Source organism: Novosphingobium sp. UBA1939, from assembly GCF_002336885.1.
Classification (GTDB): Bacteria; Pseudomonadota; Alphaproteobacteria; order Sphingomonadales; family Sphingomonadaceae; genus Novosphingobium.
The window spans coordinates 15035-37809 of record NZ_DDFB01000007.1; the positions used below are offsets into that span (position 1 = coordinate 15035).

Here is a 22775-nt window from a genome sequence, read left to right on the forward strand (position 1 = left end):
AGGCCATGATCTCAGACGGTACTTCACGTTCCCTGCCGCTCACCCGCCGCGCCCTGCTGGGTACGGCGGGCGCTCTGTCGTTCGGCGCGGCGCTACCGGCACGCCTGCTTGCGGCCGACGATCCCGATGCCGGCATTCGCGCCGCGTTCTATTATGCCTTCACGCTGTATGAGTTCGCGCGAAACGAACAGGCGCTGGCCCGATGCGTCGGCGCGCCCGGCACGCTCAACACCATTGTCCGGCGTTCGCAGCTGTCCGACTGGCGTTCCCGCAACGTGACCGCGCCCAACAACGACACGATCTATTCGTCCTGCCTGCTCGACCTGTCGGGTGGTCCGATGGAACTGGCAGCGCCCACCGTGCGTGATCGCTATCTGTCCATCGCCTTCATGAACGCGTTTACCGACAACTTCGCCTATGTGGGCACGCGCGCGACCAACGGGAACGGCGGCCGCTTCTGGATCGCGGGACCGGAATGGCAGGGTACCGCTCCCGACGGCGTGCAGCTGTTCCGGTCGAGCACGAACGATGTCTGGATGCTGGCGCGCATTCTGGTCGACGGGCCTGGCGATCTTCCCGCCGCAGAGGCCGTGCAGCAACAGATCACCATATCGGCCCCGGCGGGCCGCCAACCGCCGCGTGGCTTTACGGTCGCGGCCCAGCCGCAGGCGAACGATGCCGCCAATTTCCTTGCTGTCGTCAACGAGCTGATCCGCCGTTCGCCGGGACGCAAGGGGGAACTCGCGCGCGCCGGGCAGTTCGCCGCCTGGGGCATCGGCACTGAAAAGCAACCCTCCCCTGCCCTGCTCGCAGAATGGACGCGTTTCCTGCCGATCGGGATCAAGGACCTGCGCGAAGGCTTCCTGTTCCGTGATCTGGTCGTCAACGGGTGGAGCTACCAGCCCCGCGGCGTCGGCAATTTCGGCAGCAACGACCGTCTTCGGTCGCTTGTGGCGCTGGGTGGGATCGCGGCGCTCGGGGAACAGGAAGCGATGTACTTTCATGCCAACTTCGATGCGCACGGCGCACGTCTGTCGGGCCAGAACGCCTATCGCTGGAGAGTGCCGCCCGGCGGCGTTCCGGCCAAGGCGTTCTGGTCGCTGACGATGTACGACGCGCAGCCGGACGGCCGCTACTACCTCGTCGAAAATCCGATCGGGCGCTATTCGATCGGCGACCGCACGCCCGATCTCGTGCGCGAACCGGACGGCAGCACGGTGATCTGCATCCAGCGCGAACGCCCCGAGGGTCGCCTTGCCGCGAACTGGCTGCCGGCCCCCGCCGGCCCCATGCGGCTTGCGCTGCGCGCCTATCTGCCGAAAGACGAGCTGATCGACCGCAAATGGCGAGTGCCGCCGCTCGAACAAGTCTGATCTTCAGGCCGTCGCGCCGAGAATCAATGCCTTGCAGGCCGCGATCACCGGCGCAACGAAATCGGGCGACACGCAACGCGCATCGTCGCCTTCGACGTGATGGTAACGGTGCGCGCCGAAGATACCGGCCACGCGCCGGTGCCCCGCCGCAAGGATCGTCGAAAGCTCGCCGGCCGCGCCGGCACTCGCCGGATACGCCATTTCAAGGCCGGGCAGCCCCGCGAACGCCCGCTTCGCCAAGGGCAGGAGGTCAGCGCCAACCGCCAGGAATCGCTGCGGATCCGCGCTGGGCAGCGGCAGCAGCCGCCCTCCGCCCGGTTCATGCCAGTCGCGCGCGGCGACATTGGCGCCAAGATGCAGCCACAGCGCCGTGCGTTCCGGCAGCGGAGCAAGCGCGTCGAGCGCATGTTCCGATCCGAGGTTTTCGTACTCGTGCCCGCTGTTGCACAGGAACAGGAGATCGTGCCGCGGCAGGGCGGCGCCAGCCCAGCGCGCCAGCGCCAGCCACGTGACGAGGCCGGGACCACGTTCTCCGGCGCAGGTCGTCCAGCCTGAACGCGGTGTGGACACGACCAGCGTTCCCGCACCGCCGCGCCGCCATCGGCCAGCGATATTGAACGCCTCCCGGCGACCGGCATCCCCGTCGAGGAAAAGCGTGGCGGCCTCCCCTGCCTGCGCCAGCGCGCGGAACGGTGCAGCCGCCTTGGGTGCAAGGACGGCGGCAGGAACATCGACCATGGCCTTGTTCCCGTCCGCGTTGAGCGCGATGGCCTCTCCGGTGGGGCCATTGGTTACCAGCAGGATCGCGGCGGCACCGGCTGCCGCGACGGCGCGCAACGTCTCGGCGACCGGCCGCGCCAGCGCGCTCGACCATCGCGCATAGGGCAGTTCAACCATGACGATCGCACCGGACAGACCCGATGCCGGCACCAATCCGGGCTCCACGCGCACCAGCTTTCCGGTCTGCCCGGCCCCGCCCGTCGGCGTGACGATGGCAAATGGCAGCACCGCCGCCCGCGCCGCGCCGCTCACCAGTTCCGTGCGCCGCGGGGAGAAGAACGGTACGCTGAACGCCTGCCGTTCGGTCTGCGCGCCGGCCTGTTTCAATTGCTGCTCGATCCACGCGCCGCAGGCGGTATCGCCGGGGCCTCCCGACGCCTTGTTGCCAAAGCCGACGTAGCGGTCGAGGTCCGCTGCGATGGCATCCCGGGTCGGTCCGGCCGGATGTGCCTGGGCAGCAATAGGCAGGGCCGGCGTGAGCGCCATGGCCTTGATGATGGACCTGCGGGTGGAGCGTGTCATGGTGCGGGTGCAGAGCCTGATCGTTCGAGCCGGAAGCCTAGCCGGCTAGCGCGAAACTCAGCAGAAATCGAGCGGCAGGGCGGTAGTTTTCTTGAGCTGCTTCATCACGATGAACGTGCGGACGTTGTCAATCTCCTCCCCGATCAGGAGCTTCGCCGAGAGGAACTCGCTGTAGCTTTCCAGATCATGGGTATAGACCCGCAGCATGAAGTCCATCTCCCCCGTGGTGTAATCGCACGAGATCACTTCGGGCAGCGCTTCGATCCGCGCGCGGAACAGGCGCTCGGCCTCGCCAGTCTGCGAGCGCAGCTTCACCGCGATATAGGCGGAAATGCCCAGATTGAGCTTTGCCGGATCGAGGATCGCGGCGGTGCGTTCGATAAAGCCCTGTTCGCGCAGGCGATGCAACCGCCGCGAACATTGCGAGGGCGAGAGGTGAACGAGCGTGCTCAGTTCGCCAGGCCCCAGATCGCCGCGAATCTGGATGTGCTGCAGGATCTTGCGATCGAACCTGTCCAGCCGTTCCTGCGTCATCATATACTCCTGCCTGCCGCCTCCCGTGCCCAGAGGGCGGCCCTTTCCCGGATCACCAACGGCTTGTCACCCGGGCCAGACTTCGCGGAACAACCGATCGAAATTGCCGCCGATGACCTTTTCGACCACGCGGTCCGGATAGCCGGCCGCGTTGAGATCGGCCGCGATCATCTCCAGCCGGCGCGGGGCGTTGAGATCGGGCACAGTCACCGGGCTGTCCGCCTCGCCCGGCGCCCCTATTCCCGCCTTCTGCCGCGCCTCGGCTGTCTGGCGCACGATGTCCATGTAGGCGGGCGAAATGTCCACCGGGGTAATGCTCTGGTCGCTGCCGATCCCGACATGATCCTCGCCGCAAGTGTCCAGCGCGTGGCGCAAATGCCGGCGGAACAGCGCGCGCGAGGCCGCCACCGGATCGCGGCCGAGGAACGGCATCAGATAGAGGCCCACCACGCCACCCCGGTCGGCCACCGCGCGGAACGCCGTGTCGGGCAGATTGCGCTGGCTGTCGAACACCGCGCGGGCGCCGGTGTGCGAGATCGTGATCGGCCGGGTGGAGGCCTGCGCCGCCTGAATTGCGGTGGAGGGATTGGCGTGCCCCACATCGACCAGCACGCCCAGACTGTTCATGCGCGCCACCGCCTCGCGCCCCAGATCGGTCAGTCCTTCACTTTCCGGAAGCGAACTGCCCGCGCCGAGCGCATTGCGATCGTTGTAGGTCAGCTGCATGATCTTGACCGACATGGCGGCAAAGGCATCGATCAGGCCAAGATCGGTGCCGATCATGCCCATGCCCTGAAAGCCGAAGATCACGCCCAGCTTCCCCTCGCGCTTGGCCCGCGCGATATCGGCATGGTGGCGCACCAGCGTCAGGTAATCCGGATGACGCGCGATCTGGTCCAGCCAGAAGCCGATCTCCTTGACCGTCTCCGCCAGGCTGCCCGGCTTGCCCACGGTCAGGTTGATCGCGGTCATGCCGGAAGCGCGGACATTCTCCAGTTGCGAGGGCGTGAGCGGACCCGGCTTGGGGTAGGGTACGTTCCAGGTATTCGGCGAGGCCAGCGCGTCGATGACGATGGCGCGGCGGTAAAGCGCGCCGATCGCGGGTGGAACGCCGTTCGCCGCAGGTGCGGCGCTCGCCGTTCCGCCAGTGCCCGCGGCCAGCGTCGCCAGCATGCCCAGCGAAAAGGCGCGGCGATCCACCCCCGGCATTCCCTTACTGCCCTTCCGGGACCGGCGGCGGCGCGGGCGGCGCCTCGTCGGTCAATCCCAGTTGCTTCCAGTTGATCAGCGCGTTGTACAGCATCCGGAATTCACCCAGGTTCTGCCAGCGCCAGATCGGATTGGTGGCGAACATCAACACGCGGCCCGAACCATCGGGCACGTTGATGATCGCCGGACGGTCCTTCACCTGATCCGATCCGCGCATGAACCCGCTCTGCACGCCGTCCTTGCCGCCGGGAAATTCCATCAGGATCTGTCCCTTGAGCCTGTCCGGCACGGAAAACAGCGTGCTGGTCGCCCAGCGGACTGGCATCTTCTGGTCCTTGATGTCGGCATCGTAGCCATAGAAGATCGGGCTGGCGGGCTTGGTGACCTTGGCCGTCACCACGGGGCCGGGCGCGTAGAAATTGCCGCTGGCCTTGGTTTCGGACAAATCGTCCACCAGCCCGAAATCGACCGGCACCGCACTGGCATCGCCGGTGGTGATCAGCGTTCCGCCCTGCTCCACGAACTTCTGCAGTTCGGCCAGACCTTCCAGCCCCATGCCGCCGCGCACGTCTTCCGACGATCCGTAATCGCCCGAGAAGCGATAGCGGTCGGTCTTGGTATAGGGCAGCGGCTTGCCCTTCATCGGAATGTCGAAAACGATATCCTTCACCGACCGGCCCTGCATTGGCAGGATGATGACGTCGTAACTGGCGCGCAGGTTGCCCTTGCGGACCTGCTCCTTGTAGATCAGGTCATAGGACACGGCGTGCCGGTCCATCGCATAGCGCAGCCAGCCAACCTTCTCGCTCGATCCCCAGGTGCTGAACACCGCCGTGCGCGGCAGGACGGTGTCATGCGCGGGGGCATTCGGCTGGCCGGACAGCCCGATGGCTTCCAGCCCCAGTTCCTCGACCGCCGGCTTCAGCGCCGCATAGGCGCTGCCATCGACCAGGAACGACCCCGCCGGAACGGTTTTGCCGCCAGACTGGAAGGCCTTTTCGACCACCTTCACCGGCGTGTCCTTCAGCCGGTAGCGCAGCGTGGCCATGTTGACCGAGCCCTGATCGAGCACGGCATACGTGCGCGCACCGCCGCCGCTGATCCGCCCGGTAACGGTGAACTGCGCCAGCGGTGTGACCGGCACCGCCAACGCGGCCTTGTCCGCCACCTCCACAATCCGGGTGTGCGTCATCAGCCCCATGGTCCAGGCGGCGTCGTCGTAGGTCGTCAGGTTCTCGTCCGGATAATCGTTCTGCAGCTTCAGCAGCATCTTGGCGAGCCGGCCGTAGGGCTGGTTGAGCTTGATCACGAGCGAACCGGCCGGGAACGTGCCTTCCTTGACCGTCACCGCCTGGCTGGCGCGGCCGATCTCGATCCCCTGCAACTGGAGAATGTCCGTCACGAACTTGATGCGCGAAGGGTCGGCCTGATCGGCGGGAATGACGTAGGCATAGGGTGCCTTGTCCGCTCCCGCCTGAATCGCGTTGCTGCTTTTCTTGTAGAAGTTCTCTAGGATCACCTGCGGGAACCGCGCGGCCAGGTCGAGCGCGGTCAGGATGCCGGTTTCCATGTAGTTGGTGTTGTTGCGCATCGACCACATCACCTCCTTGTAGGGAGGCAGCGGCCGGAACCAGTCGCGCTTGGTCCAGTCCCCGCCGCGCACGCCCGTCTGCACTTCGGGGGCGACATGGCGGTACATCGTGGTGGCGCCGGCGTTGCCGAAGGTTTCGTACATGCGCAGCATGCCGTTGTGGTTCGACGACATGAAGGCCAGGTAGCCCGGCGTCCAGGCATCGACAAAGCCGTGCGTCCACACGCCGGGCATGCCGTACTTGGTCATCTGCGCCATCTCGAAATTCGAGAACCACGGCAGTTCGCCGAACAGGATCGGATCGAGATCGGGGTTCTGCGGCGCCTGCCCGGAATAGGTGTACATGAACGGCACCGATTCATGCAGTTCGTGCATGATCGGCGGATGCCAGTCGAGATAGTACTTCATCAGGTGACGCGCGCTGACGTCCGAGAAATTGATGTCGCGGTTGTTGTCGTGATAGATGTACTTGCCCCAATAGGGCGGACCACCGGGCTTGTTGCGGTCGTCCTTCTCGTCGATCAGGTTGCGATAGTACCAGTCGACATAGCGATCGCGCCCGTCCGCTTCGAGCACGGGGGTGATCGCGACGACCAGATTGTCGCGGATGCCCTTTATCATCGCGCTGTCTTCGGTGAGCAGGCGATAGGCCAGTTCCATCAGCATTTCCGGCGGGCCGGTCTCCGCGCTGTGGAGGCCGCCGGAGATGTGATAGAAGGGCTTGGTCTGCGCGATCACCGCCGGCGCGTCGGCGGCCGGCAGCTTGCGCGGATCGGCCAGCAGCGCCAGGTTCTTCTTGTAGGTATCGAGGCTGGCTATGTTGTCGGGGGCAGAGATCATGACCACGATGTTCTCGCGGCCTTCCTCGGTCTTGCCGATCTCGATGATCTTCACGCGGTCCGGCGCGGCTTCCGCCAGCTTGCGATAATAGGCGATGATCTGCTCGTAGTAGTGCAGCGTATCGGGCGCGCCGATAGTCTTGCCGAGTACCTGCTTGGGCGAGGGGATCGTCTGCGAGACCGGCAGGTGATCGACCAGCGGGCTCATGAACTCGGGCTTGGTGGTCCACCGCTTCACGTCGGTGGCGTAATCCGGGTCCATCTGCTGCGCCATGGCGGTACCGCTCAGCAGCATGGCCATGGCCATGCCGGCAACAATCGTTCTGTTCTTCACACGTGCTCCCCGAAAATGACGATTACCCGACGCGCCGGTCAGGCATGCTGAAACGCCTCACGCCGCAGGCGCGAGGAAGAGAGGCTGGACAGTCCCTTTGAAAGGCGGCCAACCTTATCGGCGACCGGAACCGACACAACGCCTTTTCTTGCGCCGTGTGCGCGGATTGGCGAAGGATCATGCACGAGCGAAGCATTGTGCAGGCCGAAAATTCCACATTCGACGCGTTCCTCCACCATCTTCCCCCATCGCGCAACCGTCGCGCAGCTTTACCGCGCTTCATGCAATCCGCGTGCATTCTGCGAATCCGGCCCCTTGCATTCTTATTGACGAGAACCCCCTCCTGTTTCACGCTCCCGGCCATAAGAACCTTTGGGGGCCGCGGCAGCGTGCATTTGCACCGTCGCGGAAAAATTGCGGGGAAACAAGGGAGTAGAATCTCCTCCTCTCATATGGGACTCCTGAAATCGGGCAGACAAGCCTGTCGATCGCATCCATTGCATCGGCATGGTGATTTGTCATACGGCGGCGCCTTCGCGCGTCACCGCGTGATGAGGGAACAAGCAAAAGGGAGGTCAAGTGACAAAGAACATGAACCGGGGTTGCACCTCAATCCGCCTAAAGGCCATGCTGCTGGCGGCGGGGAGCGCGACGCTGCTCGCCACGCCGGCCCTGGCGCAGGAAACGCCGCAGGACCGCGGCGGCGATGAAATCGTGGTGACCGCGCTGAAGCGCGAAACCAACCTGCAAGACACGCCGATCGCGATTTCCGCCATCAGCGGCGCAGCGCTTGCCAATTCGGGCGTGCAGAGCATCGCCGATCTGGGCGCGACCACGCCGGGCCTCAACTTCGTCGATGGCGGGCCTTCGCAGCGCCGCGTGGTCATCCGCGGCATCCAGGGTCCGGGCGAGCCGATGATCGGCACCTATTACGACGAAACGCCCGTGACCGGATCGATCGGCGCCAGCAACGACGCCGGCGGATCGACGCCCGAACTGCGCCTGTTCGACGTGCAGCGCGTGGAAGTGCTGCGCGGTCCGCAGGGCACGCTCTATGGTTCGGGTTCGATGGGTGGCACGCTGCGCGTGATCTACAACAAGCCGAACCTGGACACGGTGCAGGCCGGCGTGGACATCAGCGGTTCCAACACGCACCACGGCGGCTGGAACATGGAAGGCAGCGCGATGATCAACGCGCCGATCGTGACCGACAAGGTCGGCCTGCGCGTCGTCGGCTTCTATCGCAACCAGGATGGTTTCATCGACAACACCACGCTGGGCATCAAGAACATCAACAAGCAGGAAAGCTTCGGCGGCCGCGCGCTGCTGCGCCTGAAGCCGACCGAGCGCTGGACGATCGATCTCGCGGCCTACATCAACCGCAGCCGGACCGACACGCCGAGTTGGACCCTGGGCGCCGGCAAGTACATCTCCGATGCCTATACCCGCCAGCCGGTGCGCGACAACGTGGAGCTGTACAGCATCACGTCGAACTATGACCTCGACTTCGCGACGCTGACGGCCACCGGATCGTACATGCACCGCAAGCTGTCGTCGGTTTCCGACGTTTCCCGCTACATCCGCGGGCAGCGCACGCCCGGCCGCTGCTCAGCGCTGGTTGCCGGCGGGGCGGCCTGTTCGCCGACCCAGCTCACAAACTTCTACGCGCTGGTCGATGGGCAGTCGACGTCGGCGCTGTTCCCGCAGCAGGACATGGACACCTGGACCGGCGAAATCCGCCTCAGCTCGAACGGCAAGGGGCCGATCAACTGGACCCTGGGCGGCTTCTATTCGAACCGCCACACCAACGTGGCCAATCCGCAGGTCAATGCCGATCCGCTGAACGGCCAGGTGATCTATCCGCTGCAAATCGCCACGGTGCGCTTCATCGATGACAGGCTGGAACAGATCGCGGGCTTCGGCGAAGTGTCGTGGGATATCACCGATCGCCTCAACCTGACCGGTGGCGCGCGCTATTTCCACTACAACAAGAACATCGTGGGCCAGACGACCGTTCCCTCGATCCTGGTCGGCGCGCGCCTCACGCCGCCCACGGCCGTCACGTCGGGCGAAAGCGGCTGGGTGGTCAAGGCCAACGCATCCTACAAGATCACGCCGGACGTGATGCTCTATGCCGAAGCGGCGCAGGGCTTCCGCCCGGGCGGCGCCAACCAGGTGCTTGGCCTCGACGCCGCGCTGACCGCGTACAATTCGGACAGCCTGTGGAACTACGAAGTGGGCCTCAAGACGGCGTGGTTCGACCGCAAGGTGACGCTCAACGTCGATGCGTTCCAGATCGACTGGAGCGACATGCAGATCACGCTGCGAACGCCCAACGGCGCCTTCTCCTACATCGGCAACGCCGGCAAGGCGAAGGTCAAGGGCATCGAGGCGGAAACCGGCATCCATCCGCTGCCGGGCCTGTCGATTCTGGGCAACTTCTCCTACATCGACGCCAAGCTGACCCAGAACCAGAACACCGGCGTGACCGCCACCTCGGGCCTGAAGGGCGATCGCATCCCCTACGTGCCCAAGATCATGGGCGGTGGTTCGGCGCAGTACAGCTGGCCGCTCAGCGAGTCGCTCTCGGGCTTCCTGCGGGCCGACTTCAACTATGTCGGCAGTTCGTGGTCGGATTTCCGTCCGAACTACGTCTATGCCCGCAAGGTTGACGATTACGCGCTGGTCAACGCCCGCATCGGCATCGAGGAGCCCGACAACAAGTGGGGCGTGTACCTCTTCGTCACCAACCTGTTCGACTCGACCGCGATCACGCGTTCCACGTCGAGCGCCATCGCCGTCGGCCGCACGCTGGTAACCAGCGCCACACCGCGTACGATCGGCGTCAATTTCCGTACCAACTTCTGACCCGGACGGGGCGGCCTTCAGCCGGGAGAAGGCCGCCCCGCTTCCTTTCCCATTTCAAGAGAGCGTCCATGTTCACCATCACCAGAAACCGTCTGGCCGCCACGGCCGCAACCACCGTTTTCGCCCTGTTCACCACCCCGGCCATGGCGAAGGATCTGGTGGTCCACGCCGGGCATCTGATCGACGGGGTCGGCGCGAAGCCGCGCGACAACGTATCAATCCTGATTCACGATGATCGCATCACCGGCGTCCAGGACGGGTTCGTCACGCCCGCCGGCGCGGACGTCATCGATCTTTCGACGGCCACCGTCCTGCCCGGCCTGATCGACATGCACGATCACATCACCTCGGCCTATACCGGCAAGAACCCGATCGCCGAGCGGGTGACGCATTCGGACCTCGATACCGCCTTCGATTCCGTGGGCTTCGCGCGCAAGACGCTGGAAGCCGGCTTTACCTCCGTGCGCGATGTCGGCGGCGAAACCGGCGTTGTCGTCGCGCTGAAGCGCGCCATCGCCGGCGGCAAGATCGCAGGGCCGCGGCTGTGGGTTTCGGGCTATCCGCTCGGCCCCACCGGCGGCCATGGCGATCCGCAGAACGGCATGAGCGCGGAACTCGATTTCCATAGCGAAGGCCGCGTCATCGATGGCCCGGACGAGGCCGCCAAGGTCGTCCGGCGGATGCACCGCGACGGCGTCGATCTCATCAAGATCATGCCCAGCGGCGGCGTGCTGAGCATCGGGGACGATCCCAACAACACGCTGATGACCGACGCGGAGATCAGCGCCGTCGTCAACACCGCGCACAGCCTTGGCATGCGCGTGGCCGCCCATGCCCACGGGCGCGACGCCATCATCCGCGCTTCGGCGCTGGGCGTGGATTCGATCGAGCACGGCTCGTTCGGCGATGCCGAAGCCTATAAGGTGATGAAGGCGCATGGCACTTATCTGGTGCCCACACTGCTGGTCGCCGACACCGTAGTCAAAGTGGCGAAGGCCCACCCGGAATCGCTGAACCCGTCCTCGGCCAAGAAGGCACTGGAAGTCGGCCCGATCACGATCGCCAACCTCGGCAACGCCTACAAGGCAGGCGTGAAGATCGCCTTCGGCACCGATCAGGGCATGGCGCCCCATGGCACCAACGCGCAGGAATTCGCGCTCATGGTCCGCGCCGGCGTGACGCCGATGGATGCGATCAAGGCAGCCACGGTCAACGCCGCCGATCTGCTCAACGCCAGCGCGGACGTCGGATCGGTCCAGGCCAACCGCTACGCCGACCTGATCGCCGTGGCAGGCGATCCGCTGGCGGACGTCACCCAGCTCGAACGCGTGCGCTTCGTGATGAAGGGCGGCGCGGTCGTGAAAGGCTGGACGGACGCCGCGGCAAAGTAAGTGGAGAACGGGCCGGGGTACCGCTGACTCCCCGGCCCATGTGCCCTCTACCCTTGCGCGCGGCGCATTCGCCGCACCGCCGCGTCGAACACCATACGCGCCGCCCCGTTCGCCCCCCCGGTAATGCGCCGCGCATCGGCCGCGCACTTGTCGCGAATGATCCCCGTCAGCGGAATCTGCTCGCCCTGCATCGATTGCGCGAGCAACTGGATCTGCGCGGCCCGCTCCACCGTCCACATCAGCATGAATGTCGACGCGATGTCCGGCCCACAGACAGCGACGCCGTGGTTGCGCAGCGCCAGCACATCGTGCTGCCCGAGCGATTCCAGCATCCGCCCCTTCTCTTCCGGATAGAGCGTGATGCCCTCAAAATCGTGATAGCCGATGCGGCCAGTCAGTTGCGCGCCGTAGAAGGTGTCGTGACTGAACCCCTGCGCCTTGTTGACCACGGCGGAAACCGCCAGCGTGTGCGCGTGGGCCACGCAGTTCACGTCTGGCCGGTGGGCGTGGATCACCCCGTGCAGCGCAAAGCCTGCCGGATTGGCCTTGTAGCCGTTATCTTCCAGCAGGTTGCCATCGGTGTCGACCTTGACGAGGCTTTCCGGCGTGATCTCTTCGTAGGCGAGCCCGAAGGGATTGACGAGGTAGGCGTGAACCGCGCCCGGCACGCGCAGCGAGATATGGTTGAAGATGATCTCGTCCCAGCCGAACCAGGCGACGAGATGATAGAAATCGGTGAGTTCGCGGCGTAACGCCGCTTCGTCCGCGCCAACGGCCATGGTCATGGGTGCTTCTCCGGAAAGCGGGTGCCGGCGCGGAAACGCGCCATATCGACGATCGCCCGGCTGACGGGCAGGTCCATGCCGATCTCGCCCGCCATCTCGAACACCGCATCGGCGATCGATGACAGTTCCAGCGGCCGGCCTTTCAGGTAATCCTCCAGCATCGAGGTGCGGAACGCCCCTGCCAGCCGCCCGCGCCCCAGCATTTCGTCGCGCGTCATCGGCGGGCAGGCGTTGTAGCGCGCAGCGACGCGCCAGGTCTCGTCAAGGATGTTCGACACGATCGGGACCAGCCGCGCATCGGAACACAGATCACCCAATCCCGCCTGCGCCACCACCGACAGCGGGTTCGTCGCCAGATTGAGCGCGGCCTTGGCCCAGACGGCATCGACGATGCGTTCGCTGACCGTCACCTCGATCCCGCACGCGGCCAACATCCGCCCCAGACGCGCAACCCGCGCCCGGCTGTCGCTGCCGATCGCGCCGATGACGAGGTTCTGGCGCTGGGTGACGGTGACATGCGCGGGCGCCTGCATCATCGCCGTCGTATAGACCACGCTGCCCACGATCTGCTCCGGCGCGAACCGCCGCGTCAGCGTGCCGTCGGGATCGACCGCACGCAAAGGCTCTGCTCCGCCCCCCTGCCCGAGCCGGAACCACCACGGAATTCCGTTGACCAGCGGCATGACCAGCGTGTCCCTGCCGATTGCGGCGGGCAATGTTGCGGCCACGCCCGGCAAGTCGGCCGCCTTCACCGCCAGCACCAGTACATCGGCCGGCGCATCGGGAACCCGATCGCTCACCGCCGGATGACCGGTAATCGTCGCGCCCGCCTCCTCGCAGGTTACGCCATCCCGTTCGATCAGCGCAGCCCTCGCCGCGTCGCGCACGACCAGCGTCACGTCCTGCCCGCCATGGGCGAGCCGTGCCGCGATCGCGCTGCCGATCGCCCCCGCGCCGACCACCACGAACGTCATGCCAGCACCGCGCGCAGGGCAGCCGCGAATGCTCCCACCTGATCTTCGCGCAGACCCGCGATGTTGATCCGCCCGGAGGGCACGACATAAACGCCGTGATCGTCGCGCAGCCGCGCGATATCGGCGGGGGCAATCGCCAACGACGAGAAAAAGCCATTTTGCGTCGCCAGCCGGCCCAGGTCGATCAGGCCGATCCGTCCTTCCTGCGCAAGCAAGCCGCGCAATCCGCGCACGCGTTTGCGCATGGCATCCAGTTCGGCGCGCCAGATCGCGGACAATTCTTCCGAATGCAGGATCGTGCGCACCACCGCCGCACCGTGGTCCGGCGGCATCGAATACGTGGCGCGGGCCAGCGCGGTAAGGTTGGACGCCGCCAGTTCGACGCCCTGCCGCCCGCCAACCACGAAAAGCGCGCCCACCCGTTCGCGATAGATGGCGAAATTCTTGGAGCAGGAATACGCGACCAGCGCGCTTGGCACCTCCTCCAACAGGATGCGCAATCCCGCACGGTCCGCCTCCAGGCCCTGCCCCAGCCCATGGTAGGCGGAGTCCACCAGCGGCAGGAGATTGCGCCGCGCCAGTGCCCTGCCGATCGATCGCCATTGCGCTGCGCTGGCGTCGACACCCGTCGGATTATGGCAGCAGCCGTGCAGCACGAACACATCCCTTTCCCGTGCGGCCTCTACCGCCTCCCCGAACGCGGCTTCATCCATGTCCTGCGAGCGCGGATCGAGGTAGCGGAAGCTCCGGACGGCAAGCCCGGCAGCGGCGAACAGGGCGCCATGGTTGGTCCAGCTCGGCGCGCCGAACCACACGGTGCGGTCCGGCTTCTCGCGCGCAAGGAGATCGGCGGCGAGCCGCAGCGCGCCGGTTCCGCCGACGGTCTGGATCGCGGTGACCGCGTGGTCCGCCCGCGCATCGCCCAGCGCCAGCGGCTCCAGCCCCGCCAGAAACGCGCGATCACCTTCGACGCCAAGGTAACTCTTGGTCGGCTGGCCGATCAGCAGCCTGCGTTCGGCTTCCTTAACCGCCCGCATCACGGGGGTCTGTCCGCATTCGTCCCGATAGACGCCGATCCCCAGATCGAGCTTCCGATCGCGGACGTCGGCGGAAAAGGCGGCGCCCATGGCCAGAATCGGATCGTCGGCCTGTCGCGCCAGGGTCATGAAGTGCATGTGCGGGTCCCGTGATGAACGGGCTTCACCCTAGCGGGGGGGCGCGGCAATCGGCTTGCGTAATGGGGGGCGGATGCGCGCAGTATGCAACCGGATTGCGCCTGTACGCCATTTGGAGAAGGCGGCTTGCGTCAGACCGCTGCGCCGTACTCGAAGCACCCTGCCATGTGCGATGATCCCGCAAGCGCCCTCGCGGCCTCGGGTATGCGGTCAGATGTCTTTGAGATCGCTCACGAACTCATAGCGGTCGCCGCGATAGACCGATCGCGTGAATTCCACGATGCGCCCACTGGGCACCCAGGTCTTGCGTTCGATCCGCAGAACTTCCGAATTCTGCCGCACGCACAGAATGCCTGCTTCCGTCGGCGTCGCCAGCGATGCCCGCACGCGTTGCGTGCCGGCCGTCGGCCGGAAGCCATAACGGTCGAGCGCCTGATAGAGGGAATCGCCCAGCGCTTCGAGATCGGGAATGAACTCCGCCGGGACCACGGCATGTTCGATCGCCAGAGGTTCTCCTCCCGCCAGACGGACGCGCCCCAGCCGGGCGACGCGCGCGTTCGCGGCGATTTCGAGGGCGGCAGCCTCTTCCTCGGTCGGCTGCGCATAGCCCTTGTTGATCCAGACAACGCCGGGGTTTTCGCCGCGTGACCGCGTTTCGTCGCTGAAGCTGCTAAGCTTGCCGCCCGGCGTTTCGATGCGGCGGGCGACGAACGTGCCGGAACCCTGCTTGCGGACCAGCACGCCTTCGTCGATCAACTGTTCGATCCCCTTGCGCACGGTGACGCGCGAGAGACCGGCCATTTCGCTGAGATCGCGCTCCGACGGAAGCGCACTGCCCGGATCGATGGCCCCGCTGCTGATGTGTTCGCGCAGGCTGCGGGCCAGTTGCAGGTAGAGCGGCGTTCCTTCCCCGCTGCGTGTCCAGGCAATGTCTTGCATCGTTTGCTCAATCTCGCCTTTCCAGCGCCCTCATGACCTTGCGCAGGTCACCCCCGTTGGCGTCGAGAAGATCCTGCCCTTCCCGTATCGGAACGCCCAGCGCCACGATCGCGCCCAGCCGGATCTCGTTCCCGGCCGCCTCAAGCGCCTGCGCGGCGGCTTCGGCGTCCACCCCGGCGATATCCTGAACCATGCCGCGCCCCCGTTGCAAGAGCTTCGCGTTGGATATGCGCATGGCCACCATGCGCCCTTCGTAGACCAGTCCGCGCCGGATCATGATCGCGGTCGAAAGCAGGTTGAGGACTGCCTTCTGCGCCGTACCGGCCTTCATCCGGGTGGACCCGGCGACGACCTCGCTGCCGGTCACCGCTACGATCGCGTGTTCGGCCTTTTCGGCAAGAACCGAGCCGGCATTGTTGGCGATACCGATGGTCAGCGCGCCCAGCCGACGGGCCTGCTCGATCGCCGCGACAGTGTAGGGCGTGCGCCCGCTGGCGGCGACGCCGATGACGACATCCGCCGGCCCGATCCCTGCCTCGGCAATTTCGGCGCAGCCTGCCTTCGCATCGTCTTCCGCGCCTTCATAGGCTTCGGTCAGCGCGCCGAGACCCCCGGCCATCAGGAACACCATCCGCTCCATCGGCCAGCCGAAGGTGGGGTGCAGTTCCGTGCCATCCTGCACGGCAAGCCGCCCCGATGTGCCTGCGCCGACGAACACCAGCCGCCCCGTCGCGCCGAGGCGCTCAGCCGCCGCTTCCGCCGCGCGGGCGATGGCGTGGGTCTGCGTCTGGATGGCCGCGATCGCCGCCATCTGGCCTTCGAGCATGGCCTCCACCGCTAGGTCCGTCGGCCAGAGATCGAGATCACGGTAGCGCGGATCGAGAGCTTCGGTATTCATGACATCCTTTTCCGCCGGGCGGGGATCAATCTGTTTCGGAAACCGCTGGCCCGCCCGGCCCCGGCACCACGGCACAGACCACGAAGGCCACCAGCGTGCCAATGCAGAGCTGGAAGGGAAACGACAGGCCGAGCAGCGCGGCCGGCAGGCCGATCGCGCGCGCGATCGCGGGTTGCAGCAGCAGCACGGTGAAGAAGCCCACCAGCAGCGATGCGATGACCGATCCGGTCGTTCCCCGCCGCGTGAACAGCGCGGTGAAATAGACGCCGAGCAGGCCCGCGTATGTGAAAACCATGACCTGCAGCGCGAATTCCAGCAGGCCCATGTCCGAATAGCGCTGCCAGTAGAACGAGACGACCGCCATTACGAACATCGCGAAGCCGATCACGCCCATGCCGGCGCGGCCCGCCTGCACGTAGTGGTGTTCGGCCACGGCGCCGCGCCTTGCGCGCCACGGGCGATAGAAATCCTGCACCAGCACCGAGGACATCGCATTGAGCGCGGAATTGGTCGTGGCGACGGCCGCCGCGCAGATGCCCACGGTCACCAGACCACGCAATCCGCCGGGAAGCTGGGTCAGGATGTAATGCATGAAAATGCTGATCTTCTCGCCGCCGAACTCGTTGCCGGCAATCGCCGTGACCCCGCCCATCAGGTCCGGCCGGTCATAGAAGACGTAAAGCAACAGCCCGATGACAATGAACATGCCCACCACCGGAACCGTCGCCAAGACCGAGAGGTAAAGGCTGCGCGCGCCAGTCTTCGCATCCCGACAGGCGAGCAGGCGCTGGGTGGTATCCTGATCCATGCCCGCATTGGCGATGTAGAGCAGCGTCAGGCCCGTCAGGATCGCCAGCATCGAGAACGGGCGCGACGGATCGATCGAGAAATCGAATAGCCGCAGCTTGTCCACGCCTTCGGGCGTATGCGACAGCCCGTGGATGATCTCCGCCGTCGAAGCCGGGATCGACAGGCGCAGGAACACCAGCACCGCGATGGCGGACCCCAGATAGACCACGAACTGGATCAGGTCGTTCCACAGCACCGACTTGAGCCCGCCGACGAAGGTGAACAGCACGCTTGCCACCACCAGCAGCGCGGCCGCGATCATGATGCCCTGCGCCTCGACCGTGCCGGTAATCACCATGGCGAGAGCGATGGCGGCAAGATAGACACGCGCGCCGCCGGCAAAGACGCGGCCGACCAGGAACATCCCGCCGGCCCAGCGCGTCGCCTTCTCGCTGAAACGCAGGGTCAGGAGTTCATAGGCGGTCGTCGCCTTGATCCGGTAAAAGCGCGGGATCAGCACATGGGCGACGAAGATCGCGCCCAGCAAACCGCCGATGTTGCCGCTGAGATAGGTGAGATCGCCGTGATAGCCATAGTCCGGCCCGCCCAGGAAGGTCGCGGCGGACTGCGTGGCGGACAGCACCGAAATCGCCGCGAGCCAGGCCGGCACGTTGCCACCCGCCAGGAAATAGTCGTGTGCCGACGCGGTCTTGCGGGGCGTGAAGATCCATCCTCCCCCGACGAGCAGCAGGAGGTAGCCGGCGATCACCAGCCAGTCTGCCATCGAGAAAGGCAGCGTCATTGCGGAATTCTCCCGTCCTTTGCCCGGCATGCCATGGCCGGGGCCTTGGAAAAAGCCGGCGTCCGGTCAGCAGGGACCGACCGGACGCCGCGAAGGGTGGCAGGGTCTCAGAGATGCGCGGTCAGCGAAAGGCCGATCGTGCGCCCCATGATGTCGTAGGTATCGGGGAACGTGTTGAACACGCCGCCGGTAGAGACCCGCGGCGGATCCTTGTCGAACAGGTTGTAGATACCCGCCGTCAGCGTGATCGCCTTGGTGAACTCATACGAGGCCGACAGGTCGAAGGTGTCCTGCGCCGCCAGCGTTTCCTTCGATCCGGCCGTGCTCGATCGCACCTTACCGATGCGCTGCCAGTCGAACTGGATCACGCCCTTGTCGAACATCCAGCCGAGACCCACGGTGTGACGATAATCGGGCTGGACCAGCGTAGTGCCATCGCTCGAACAGGTCGCGCCGAAGGTACCCTTGCACTGTACCGCCGCCACCGTGGCGTTGGCCTGGATCAGATAGGACGTGACGATGTTGCCCTGATAGCTGAGGCGCATGCCCTTGCCGGGCAGCCAGTCGGGGCGGACGGTGTAATTCGCCGCGATGTCGAACCCGCGCTGCAACAGGCGGCCAAGGTTCTGGTTGTTGACGTAGGCGTCCTTGAAATAGCCGGTCGTCGGATCGCGCGTCACCAGCCCGCAGAGCGGGTTGCTGGCCGAAGGGTTGGTGATGTAGCAGCTCGTGATCGCGGCGATCGGCTGGATCACGCCGACAGCGCCGCGCAGGTCCAGCTCGTACCAGTCGACCGTGACGTTGAGACCCGGCACGAAGGTGGGCGTCAGCACCGCGCCCAGCGTCTTGGTATAGCCGGTCTCCGGCTTGATGTTGGGATTGCCGCCGTAATAGTAGTTGCCGGTCAGGTAGCTGGCGGACATGGAATCCGCCGAACCCACCGCCGGGGCGCCGAAGCGCGCGCACTGCGCGGCGTTGCCGGTGCCGAGCACGCAGGGATCGCCGCCATAGCGCGGCTTGAGGCGATCGACCGTGACCAGGTTGTTGAACGGCAGCGACGAGGTGCTGGCCGCGAACTCGCCGAAGTTCGGCGCGCGCAAAACCCGCTGGTAGGTGCCGCGCAGGCGCAGGTTGGCATCAACTTCCCAGTTGGCTTCCGCCTTCCAGGTGCCGTGGTTGCCGAACAGGTTATAGTGCGAATAGCGATAGGCGCCACCGACGTTCAGCTTGCGGATCAGCGGCAGGTCATGCAGCAGCGGCACGAGCACTTCGCCATAAAGCTCCGCCACATCGAACGAACCCTTGTAGGCCGCCTGCACGCCCTGGCGATAGGTATTGCCGCTGAGCAGCGCGCTGTCCTGCGCGATGGTCGCGTTCTCCTTGCGGTATTCCGCGCCGATCGCGAAGCCGATCGGCCCGGCGGGCAGCGAGAACAGCTCCTCCAGCGTGCCGCTCAGCGTGGCGGCGGTGACGAACTGGTCGCGCTTGCGGTTGAAGCCGTTGATCGAGCTGCCCAGCGCGCCGGCCAGAGCGCTCTGGTTCGGCCCGAAGATGTTCACGGTGTTCACGATCGCGCCGAAGTTGTTCACGCCCGCCGCGTTGGTGACGAGGCCATCGCCGGTAATCAGCGAGTTCTCCGTCGAGCGGCTGTACTGCGCATAGATGTTCCACTTGGTCGAGGCCGTCAGCGGGCCGCGCAGACCGGTCTGGAACTGCAGCGTGTCGCGTTCCGTATGGTACGTGATGAGACCGAGTTCAGCCAGCGAGCGCGAGACGTTGACTTGCGCCGCGCCGTTCACGAACGTCAGCTGGTTGCGGATCTGGTCGGTCAGGAACGGGTTGTTCTGGTTGATCGAGACCACGCGGTTGACCGAGGCAGGCGTTGCGCCCGGCGTGCCGGTCTCTTCGGTGCGGGCGTTGGTGTACATCGCGCGGCCGTAGATTTCGACCTGCGGCGTGATCTCGTACTTGAACAGCGCGGCAACGTTGATGCGCTTCAGCGGCGAAACCAGCGGATAGCTGCCCGAGATGTTCGAGGTGGCCGAAGGCGTGGTCGTGAACGCGCCACCATCGGTAAAGCCGAACTTGCGGCCGCTGGCCACGTCGGTGAAGACGCCGCCGATGCTGGGGATCGTCTGGTTGGGCGTGGTCGCCCAGCTGCGCTGGCTGGCGGTGATCCCGTCACGCTGGGTATAGTCCGCCGCGATCACGATATGGCCGCGATCACCCAGCCCGGCGCCCAGCATCAGCGAGCCGCCGTACTGCGCGCCGCCATGCGTGGCGAGGCGCGCGGCGGAGGTGGCGCGCAGGCCCTCGAAATCGTCGTTGAGGATGAAGTTGACCACGCCGGCCACGGCATCCGCGCCATAAACGGCGGCGGCGCCACCGGTCAGCACGTCCACCCGCTTGATCAGCGAGGCCGGAATCGCGTTCACGTCCACCGAGTTGCGGAAGCTGAACGGCGCGGCACGGGTGCCGTCGATCAGCACCAGCGAACGGCTCTGGCCGAAGTTGCGCAGTTCGAGAACCTGCGCACCGAACGCGTCGCTACCCTGCGAACCCTGGCGGACGCCGCCCGAAAGCTGCGGCAGCTTGGTCGAGAAATCCTCGATCGTCAGCGCCGACTGGAGCTTGATCTTCTCCTCGCTGGTCGAAGCGACGGGGCTGCTCGCGGTGAGGCCGGGCACGGCGATGCGCGTGCCGGTAACGACGATCTCCGCCGCGGCGGGCGCTTCGGCGCCGGCATCCGACGGCGCATCGGCGGACTGCGCGTGCGCAACGCCCGTCCCCTGCACCAGCGCGACGGCGAGAGCGGCCGTAGCCACGGCATGACGATAGGATTTCACCATGGGATTTCCCTTCATTTTCCTGTTTCCCTGAACCCAGTCGCCGTCGCTGCTCTAACAGTGCGACCCGAAGAGTCGGCGGCTTGCTCGGCTGGATTGGCCTTCAAAATGCATACCTGTGCGTGAATGTAAAGTATCGGTATTTAACTGGTACTATTTTTATCATACCACAACAGCGGATGCGGCCTGCGGACGCCACAGCATTCCACCGGTTTGCGGCGCTTTCACGCCGGTCGTGCCGGGATAGGTCAGCGGCAATCCGCGCAGGCTGCGCGCCGCCAGGAACGCCATGGCCTCGGCCTCGACGAAATCGCTGCGCAGTCCCAGATCGCCAGCCGCCCGGCAATCGCCGAGCCGATCGCGCAACCCCCGCATCAGCACGGGATTGTGGCAACCGCCACCGCAAACAATCCAGGCCTTGGGCGGCTCGGGCAGGCTGCGACCGGCCAGCGCCACGGATTCCACCGTGAACGCCGTCAACGTCGCCACCGCGTCTTCCAGCGCCAGATCCGTCAGGCAATCCAGTGAAAAGTCGTAGCGATCCAGCGAGCGGGGGCCTTTGCCCCGGAAGTGTTCGTGCGCCAACAGATCGGCAAGAATCCGCCCATCGACCTGGCCCGCCGCCGCCAGCCTGCCCCCGTCGTCGTAACGGCCCGCGCCGCGCTGCTGCACGACCAGATCGATAAGACCATTGGCGGGACCGGTATCGAAGGCGACCAGTTCCCCGTCCGCGCCGATCCAGGTTACGTTGGCCACGCCACCGAGGTTCAGGAACGCCAGCGGCCCCGAGAGACCCAGCCGCGCCGCCAGCGCGGCGTGGTAGGCAGGCACCAGCGGCGCACCTTCCCCGCCCGCGCGCAAATCGTCCTGCCGCATCTGCGCGACCACGGGCACATCCAGCGCATCGGCCAGCGCCTGCGGATCGCCGACCTGCACCGAAAGCTGGCGGCGCGGCCGGTGCAGCAGAGTTTGCCCATGAAAGCCTACAAGGTCAGGCTTCCGCCCCGCCTGTTCGATCACCGCACGGCCCGCGCGCAGATAGCCTGCGTCAATCACCGCCCCCGCCTCCGCGAACGAGGACGGCACGCTGCCATGCCCATCCCACGCCAGCGCATCATGCGTCGCCCGCACCACAACGGCGCGCTCATCATCGGAGAACGGAACCAGCAAGCATGGCCCGTACCCATCAATCCGTTCGCCATCGGTTTCCACCAGCGCGACATCGACGCCATCGAGCGAGGTCCCGCTCATGTATCCCATCACCAGCATCAGTCCGTTTCCTCCCAGCGGCAGACGACGAGGCTCGCGTCGTCGTGCGGTTTGACGCGCGCGAAGCGACGCAAGGAGCCCGGCGCGCGTTCCAGCGCCCGCAGCGCATCGATCCAGCGCCGCCATTCGTCGGCGCTGCGGATGGCCAGAAAATCGGCCGGGCCGGCCACGTCAAACAGTTCGGCAAGGCGCAGAAAACCGTCGCTTGCGATGGCGAAGCGCTGGCCGGCACGCAGCGGAATCCGTGCCTGCCAGACATGGTCGGCCGCCGCCGGTTCGGTGCCGAGCACCCAGTATCCGCCATCCCGGTTCATCAGTCGGCGATTGGCGACAAGGCCCGGCATCAGCCGCTCCTTGAGCGCATCCGGGGTGATCGCGGGGTTTTCCGCCAGAACCCCGCGCAACGCGGCCAAGGTGCGTCCTTCGATCGCATCCAGCGCTGCGCTGCCCCAGAGCCGCGCCGCGCCGTCCGCATCGGCCGCCACCACGCGGCAGTCGGCCAGGGTGGTGATCTCCGCCATGCCATCCACCGCCCGCACCATGGCGAACGCCGCGGAGGGCAACTCGTAATGCCCTTCCGGTTCGCGCACGCGCTGGCGCAGCAGGGCTTCGCCACACTGCGCCATGACCGTGCGCAGCACATCGGCCGTGGGCATCACCGGATCCGTGCGCAGGACGTCGGCAAGGAACCGACTCGCCGTTTGCGCCAGCCATGCCGCGTCACTTGGTTCTTCCAGCAGCGAGGCGCCAATTCCGGTCGCGCCGTCGATCACCCAGGCGGCGCCTCCGCAATGCCCCACAATATCCTCGTTGACCGCGCCTTGGTGATCGGTGGCCGCTATCTCGATCCTGAGCAT

The 22775-nt window shown here is 65.9% G+C and carries 17 protein-coding genes; 3 read left to right on the forward strand and 14 right to left on the reverse strand.

The annotated features are described in order from the left end of the window. Positions 1-5: 5 nt before the first annotated feature. The gene (locus tag B3547_RS00900) at positions 6-1373 is read left to right on the forward strand and encodes a DUF1254 domain-containing protein (RefSeq protein ID WP_292959616.1); all 1368 of its coding nucleotides are present in this window, start codon (positions 6-8) and stop codon (positions 1371-1373) included. Between the two features lie 3 nt (positions 1374-1376). Here B3547_RS00900 and B3547_RS00905 read toward each other — a convergent pair whose 3' ends face one another. The 5 genes from B3547_RS00905 to B3547_RS00925 form a co-directional block, all read right to left on the reverse strand. Beyond that, entirely contained in the window at positions 1377-2675 is a 1299-nt protein-coding gene (locus B3547_RS00905; protein ID WP_292959617.1) for a hypothetical protein, read from the reverse strand. A 57-nt stretch (positions 2676-2732) separates the two neighbouring features. Continuing rightward, positions 2733-3212 carry an Lrp/AsnC family transcriptional regulator gene (locus B3547_RS00910; protein ID WP_125953580.1) on the reverse strand — a complete coding sequence of 160 codons (480 nt, stop codon included), beginning with the start codon at positions 3210-3212 and terminating at the stop codon, positions 2733-2735. Between the two features lie 63 nt (positions 3213-3275). Next, positions 3276-4409 carry a dipeptidase gene (locus B3547_RS00915; RefSeq protein WP_292959618.1) on the reverse strand — a complete coding sequence of 378 codons (1134 nt, stop codon included), beginning with the start codon at positions 4407-4409 and terminating at the stop codon, positions 3276-3278. A gap of 13 nt (positions 4410-4422) precedes the next feature. After that, complete coding sequence (locus B3547_RS00920; protein WP_292959619.1) at positions 4423-7182, reverse strand: M14 family zinc carboxypeptidase; 2760 nt, start codon at positions 7180-7182, stop codon at positions 4423-4425. Positions 7183-7220: 38 nt separating this feature from the next. Then, positions 7221-7421 (reverse strand): hypothetical protein, encoded by a 201-nt coding sequence (locus tag B3547_RS00925; RefSeq protein WP_292959620.1) that lies wholly within the window; start codon positions 7419-7421, stop codon positions 7221-7223. Between the two features lie 340 nt (positions 7422-7761). Between B3547_RS00925 and B3547_RS00930 the strand changes: the two genes are divergently transcribed. Together B3547_RS00930 and B3547_RS00935 are read left to right on the forward strand one after the other, a co-directional pair. Next, entirely contained in the window at positions 7762-10050 is a 2289-nt protein-coding gene (locus B3547_RS00930) for a TonB-dependent receptor (protein WP_292959621.1), read from the forward strand. Between the two features lie 68 nt (positions 10051-10118). Beyond that, complete coding sequence (locus B3547_RS00935) at positions 10119-11441, forward strand: metal-dependent hydrolase family protein (protein ID WP_414690474.1); 1323 nt, start codon at positions 10119-10121, stop codon at positions 11439-11441. Between the two features lie 47 nt (positions 11442-11488). Here the strand turns inward: B3547_RS00935 and B3547_RS00940 are convergent, their stop codons facing one another. The 9 genes from B3547_RS00940 to B3547_RS00980 form a co-directional block, all read right to left on the reverse strand. Continuing rightward, on the reverse strand, positions 11489-12226 hold the full coding sequence (locus B3547_RS00940) for a class II aldolase/adducin family protein (protein ID WP_292959622.1): 738 nt from the start codon (positions 12224-12226) through the stop codon (positions 11489-11491). Then, on the reverse strand, positions 12223-13200 hold the full coding sequence (locus tag B3547_RS00945; RefSeq protein ID WP_292959623.1) for a ketopantoate reductase family protein: 978 nt from the start codon (positions 13198-13200) through the stop codon (positions 12223-12225). Before B3547_RS00945 ends, B3547_RS00940 begins: the two co-directional genes overlap by 4 nt. Further along, complete coding sequence (locus tag B3547_RS00950; RefSeq protein WP_292959624.1) at positions 13197-14375, reverse strand: aromatic amino acid transaminase; 1179 nt, start codon at positions 14373-14375, stop codon at positions 13197-13199. The genes B3547_RS00945 and B3547_RS00950 overlap by 4 nt, the downstream gene beginning before the upstream one ends. 210 nt (positions 14376-14585) lie before the next feature. Continuing rightward, positions 14586-15314: a GntR family transcriptional regulator gene (locus tag B3547_RS00955; RefSeq protein WP_124808256.1), complete on the reverse strand. Its 729-nt coding sequence runs from the start codon at positions 15312-15314 to the stop codon at positions 14586-14588. A 7-nt stretch (positions 15315-15321) separates the two neighbouring features. Then, entirely contained in the window at positions 15322-16212 is an 891-nt protein-coding gene (locus B3547_RS00960; protein ID WP_292959625.1) for an N-acetylmuramic acid 6-phosphate etherase, read from the reverse strand. A gap of 25 nt (positions 16213-16237) precedes the next feature. Continuing rightward, a complete protein-coding gene (locus B3547_RS00965) occupies positions 16238-17803 on the reverse strand; it encodes a sodium:solute symporter (RefSeq protein ID WP_292959626.1) in 1566 nt (521 codons plus the stop codon). A 107-nt stretch (positions 17804-17910) separates the two neighbouring features. Then, entirely contained in the window at positions 17911-20667 is a 2757-nt protein-coding gene (locus B3547_RS00970) for a TonB-dependent receptor domain-containing protein (RefSeq protein WP_292959627.1), read from the reverse strand. Between the two features lie 144 nt (positions 20668-20811). Beyond that, the gene (locus tag B3547_RS00975) at positions 20812-21918 is read right to left on the reverse strand and encodes an anhydro-N-acetylmuramic acid kinase (RefSeq protein WP_292959628.1); all 1107 of its coding nucleotides are present in this window, start codon (positions 21916-21918) and stop codon (positions 20812-20814) included. Next, positions 21918-22775 carry a protein phosphatase 2C domain-containing protein gene (locus tag B3547_RS00980; protein WP_292959629.1) on the reverse strand — a complete coding sequence of 286 codons (858 nt, stop codon included), beginning with the start codon at positions 22773-22775 and terminating at the stop codon, positions 21918-21920. Before B3547_RS00980 ends, B3547_RS00975 begins: the two co-directional genes overlap by 1 nt.

Bases quoted from the DNA above. Each gene is read 5' to 3' on its own strand.
- B3547_RS00960 (WP_292959625.1), bottom strand. From the start codon at position 16,212: ATGAATACCGAAGCTCTCGATCCGCGCTACCGTGATCTCGATCTCTGG.
- B3547_RS00950 (WP_292959624.1), bottom strand. From the start codon at position 14,375: ATGCACTTCATGACCCTGGCGCGACAGGCCGACGATCCGATTCTGGCC.
- B3547_RS00980 (WP_292959629.1), bottom strand. From the start codon at position 22,775: ATGCTCAGGATCGAGATAGCGGCCACCGATCACCAAGGCGCGGTCAAC.
- B3547_RS00900 (WP_292959616.1), top strand. From the start codon at position 6: ATGATCTCAGACGGTACTTCACGTTCCCTGCCGCTCACCCGCCGCGCC.
- B3547_RS00925 (WP_292959620.1), bottom strand. From the start codon at position 7,421: ATGGTGGAGGAACGCGTCGAATGTGGAATTTTCGGCCTGCACAATGCT.
- B3547_RS00965 (WP_292959626.1), bottom strand. From the start codon at position 17,803: ATGACGCTGCCTTTCTCGATGGCAGACTGGCTGGTGATCGCCGGCTAC.
- B3547_RS00975 (WP_292959628.1), bottom strand. From the start codon at position 21,918: ATGCTGGTGATGGGATACATGAGCGGGACCTCGCTCGATGGCGTCGAT.
- B3547_RS00905 (WP_292959617.1), bottom strand. From the start codon at position 2,675: ATGACACGCTCCACCCGCAGGTCCATCATCAAGGCCATGGCGCTCACG.
- B3547_RS00935 (WP_414690474.1), top strand. From the start codon at position 10,119: ATGTTCACCATCACCAGAAACCGTCTGGCCGCCACGGCCGCAACCACC.
- B3547_RS00970 (WP_292959627.1), bottom strand. From the start codon at position 20,667: ATGAAGGGAAATCCCATGGTGAAATCCTATCGTCATGCCGTGGCTACG.
- B3547_RS00945 (WP_292959623.1), bottom strand. From the start codon at position 13,200: ATGACGTTCGTGGTGGTCGGCGCGGGGGCGATCGGCAGCGCGATCGCG.
- B3547_RS00940 (WP_292959622.1), bottom strand. From the start codon at position 12,226: ATGACCATGGCCGTTGGCGCGGACGAAGCGGCGTTACGCCGCGAACTC.
- B3547_RS00955 (WP_124808256.1), bottom strand. From the start codon at position 15,314: ATGCAAGACATTGCCTGGACACGCAGCGGGGAAGGAACGCCGCTCTAC.
- B3547_RS00910 (WP_125953580.1), bottom strand. From the start codon at position 3,212: ATGATGACGCAGGAACGGCTGGACAGGTTCGATCGCAAGATCCTGCAG.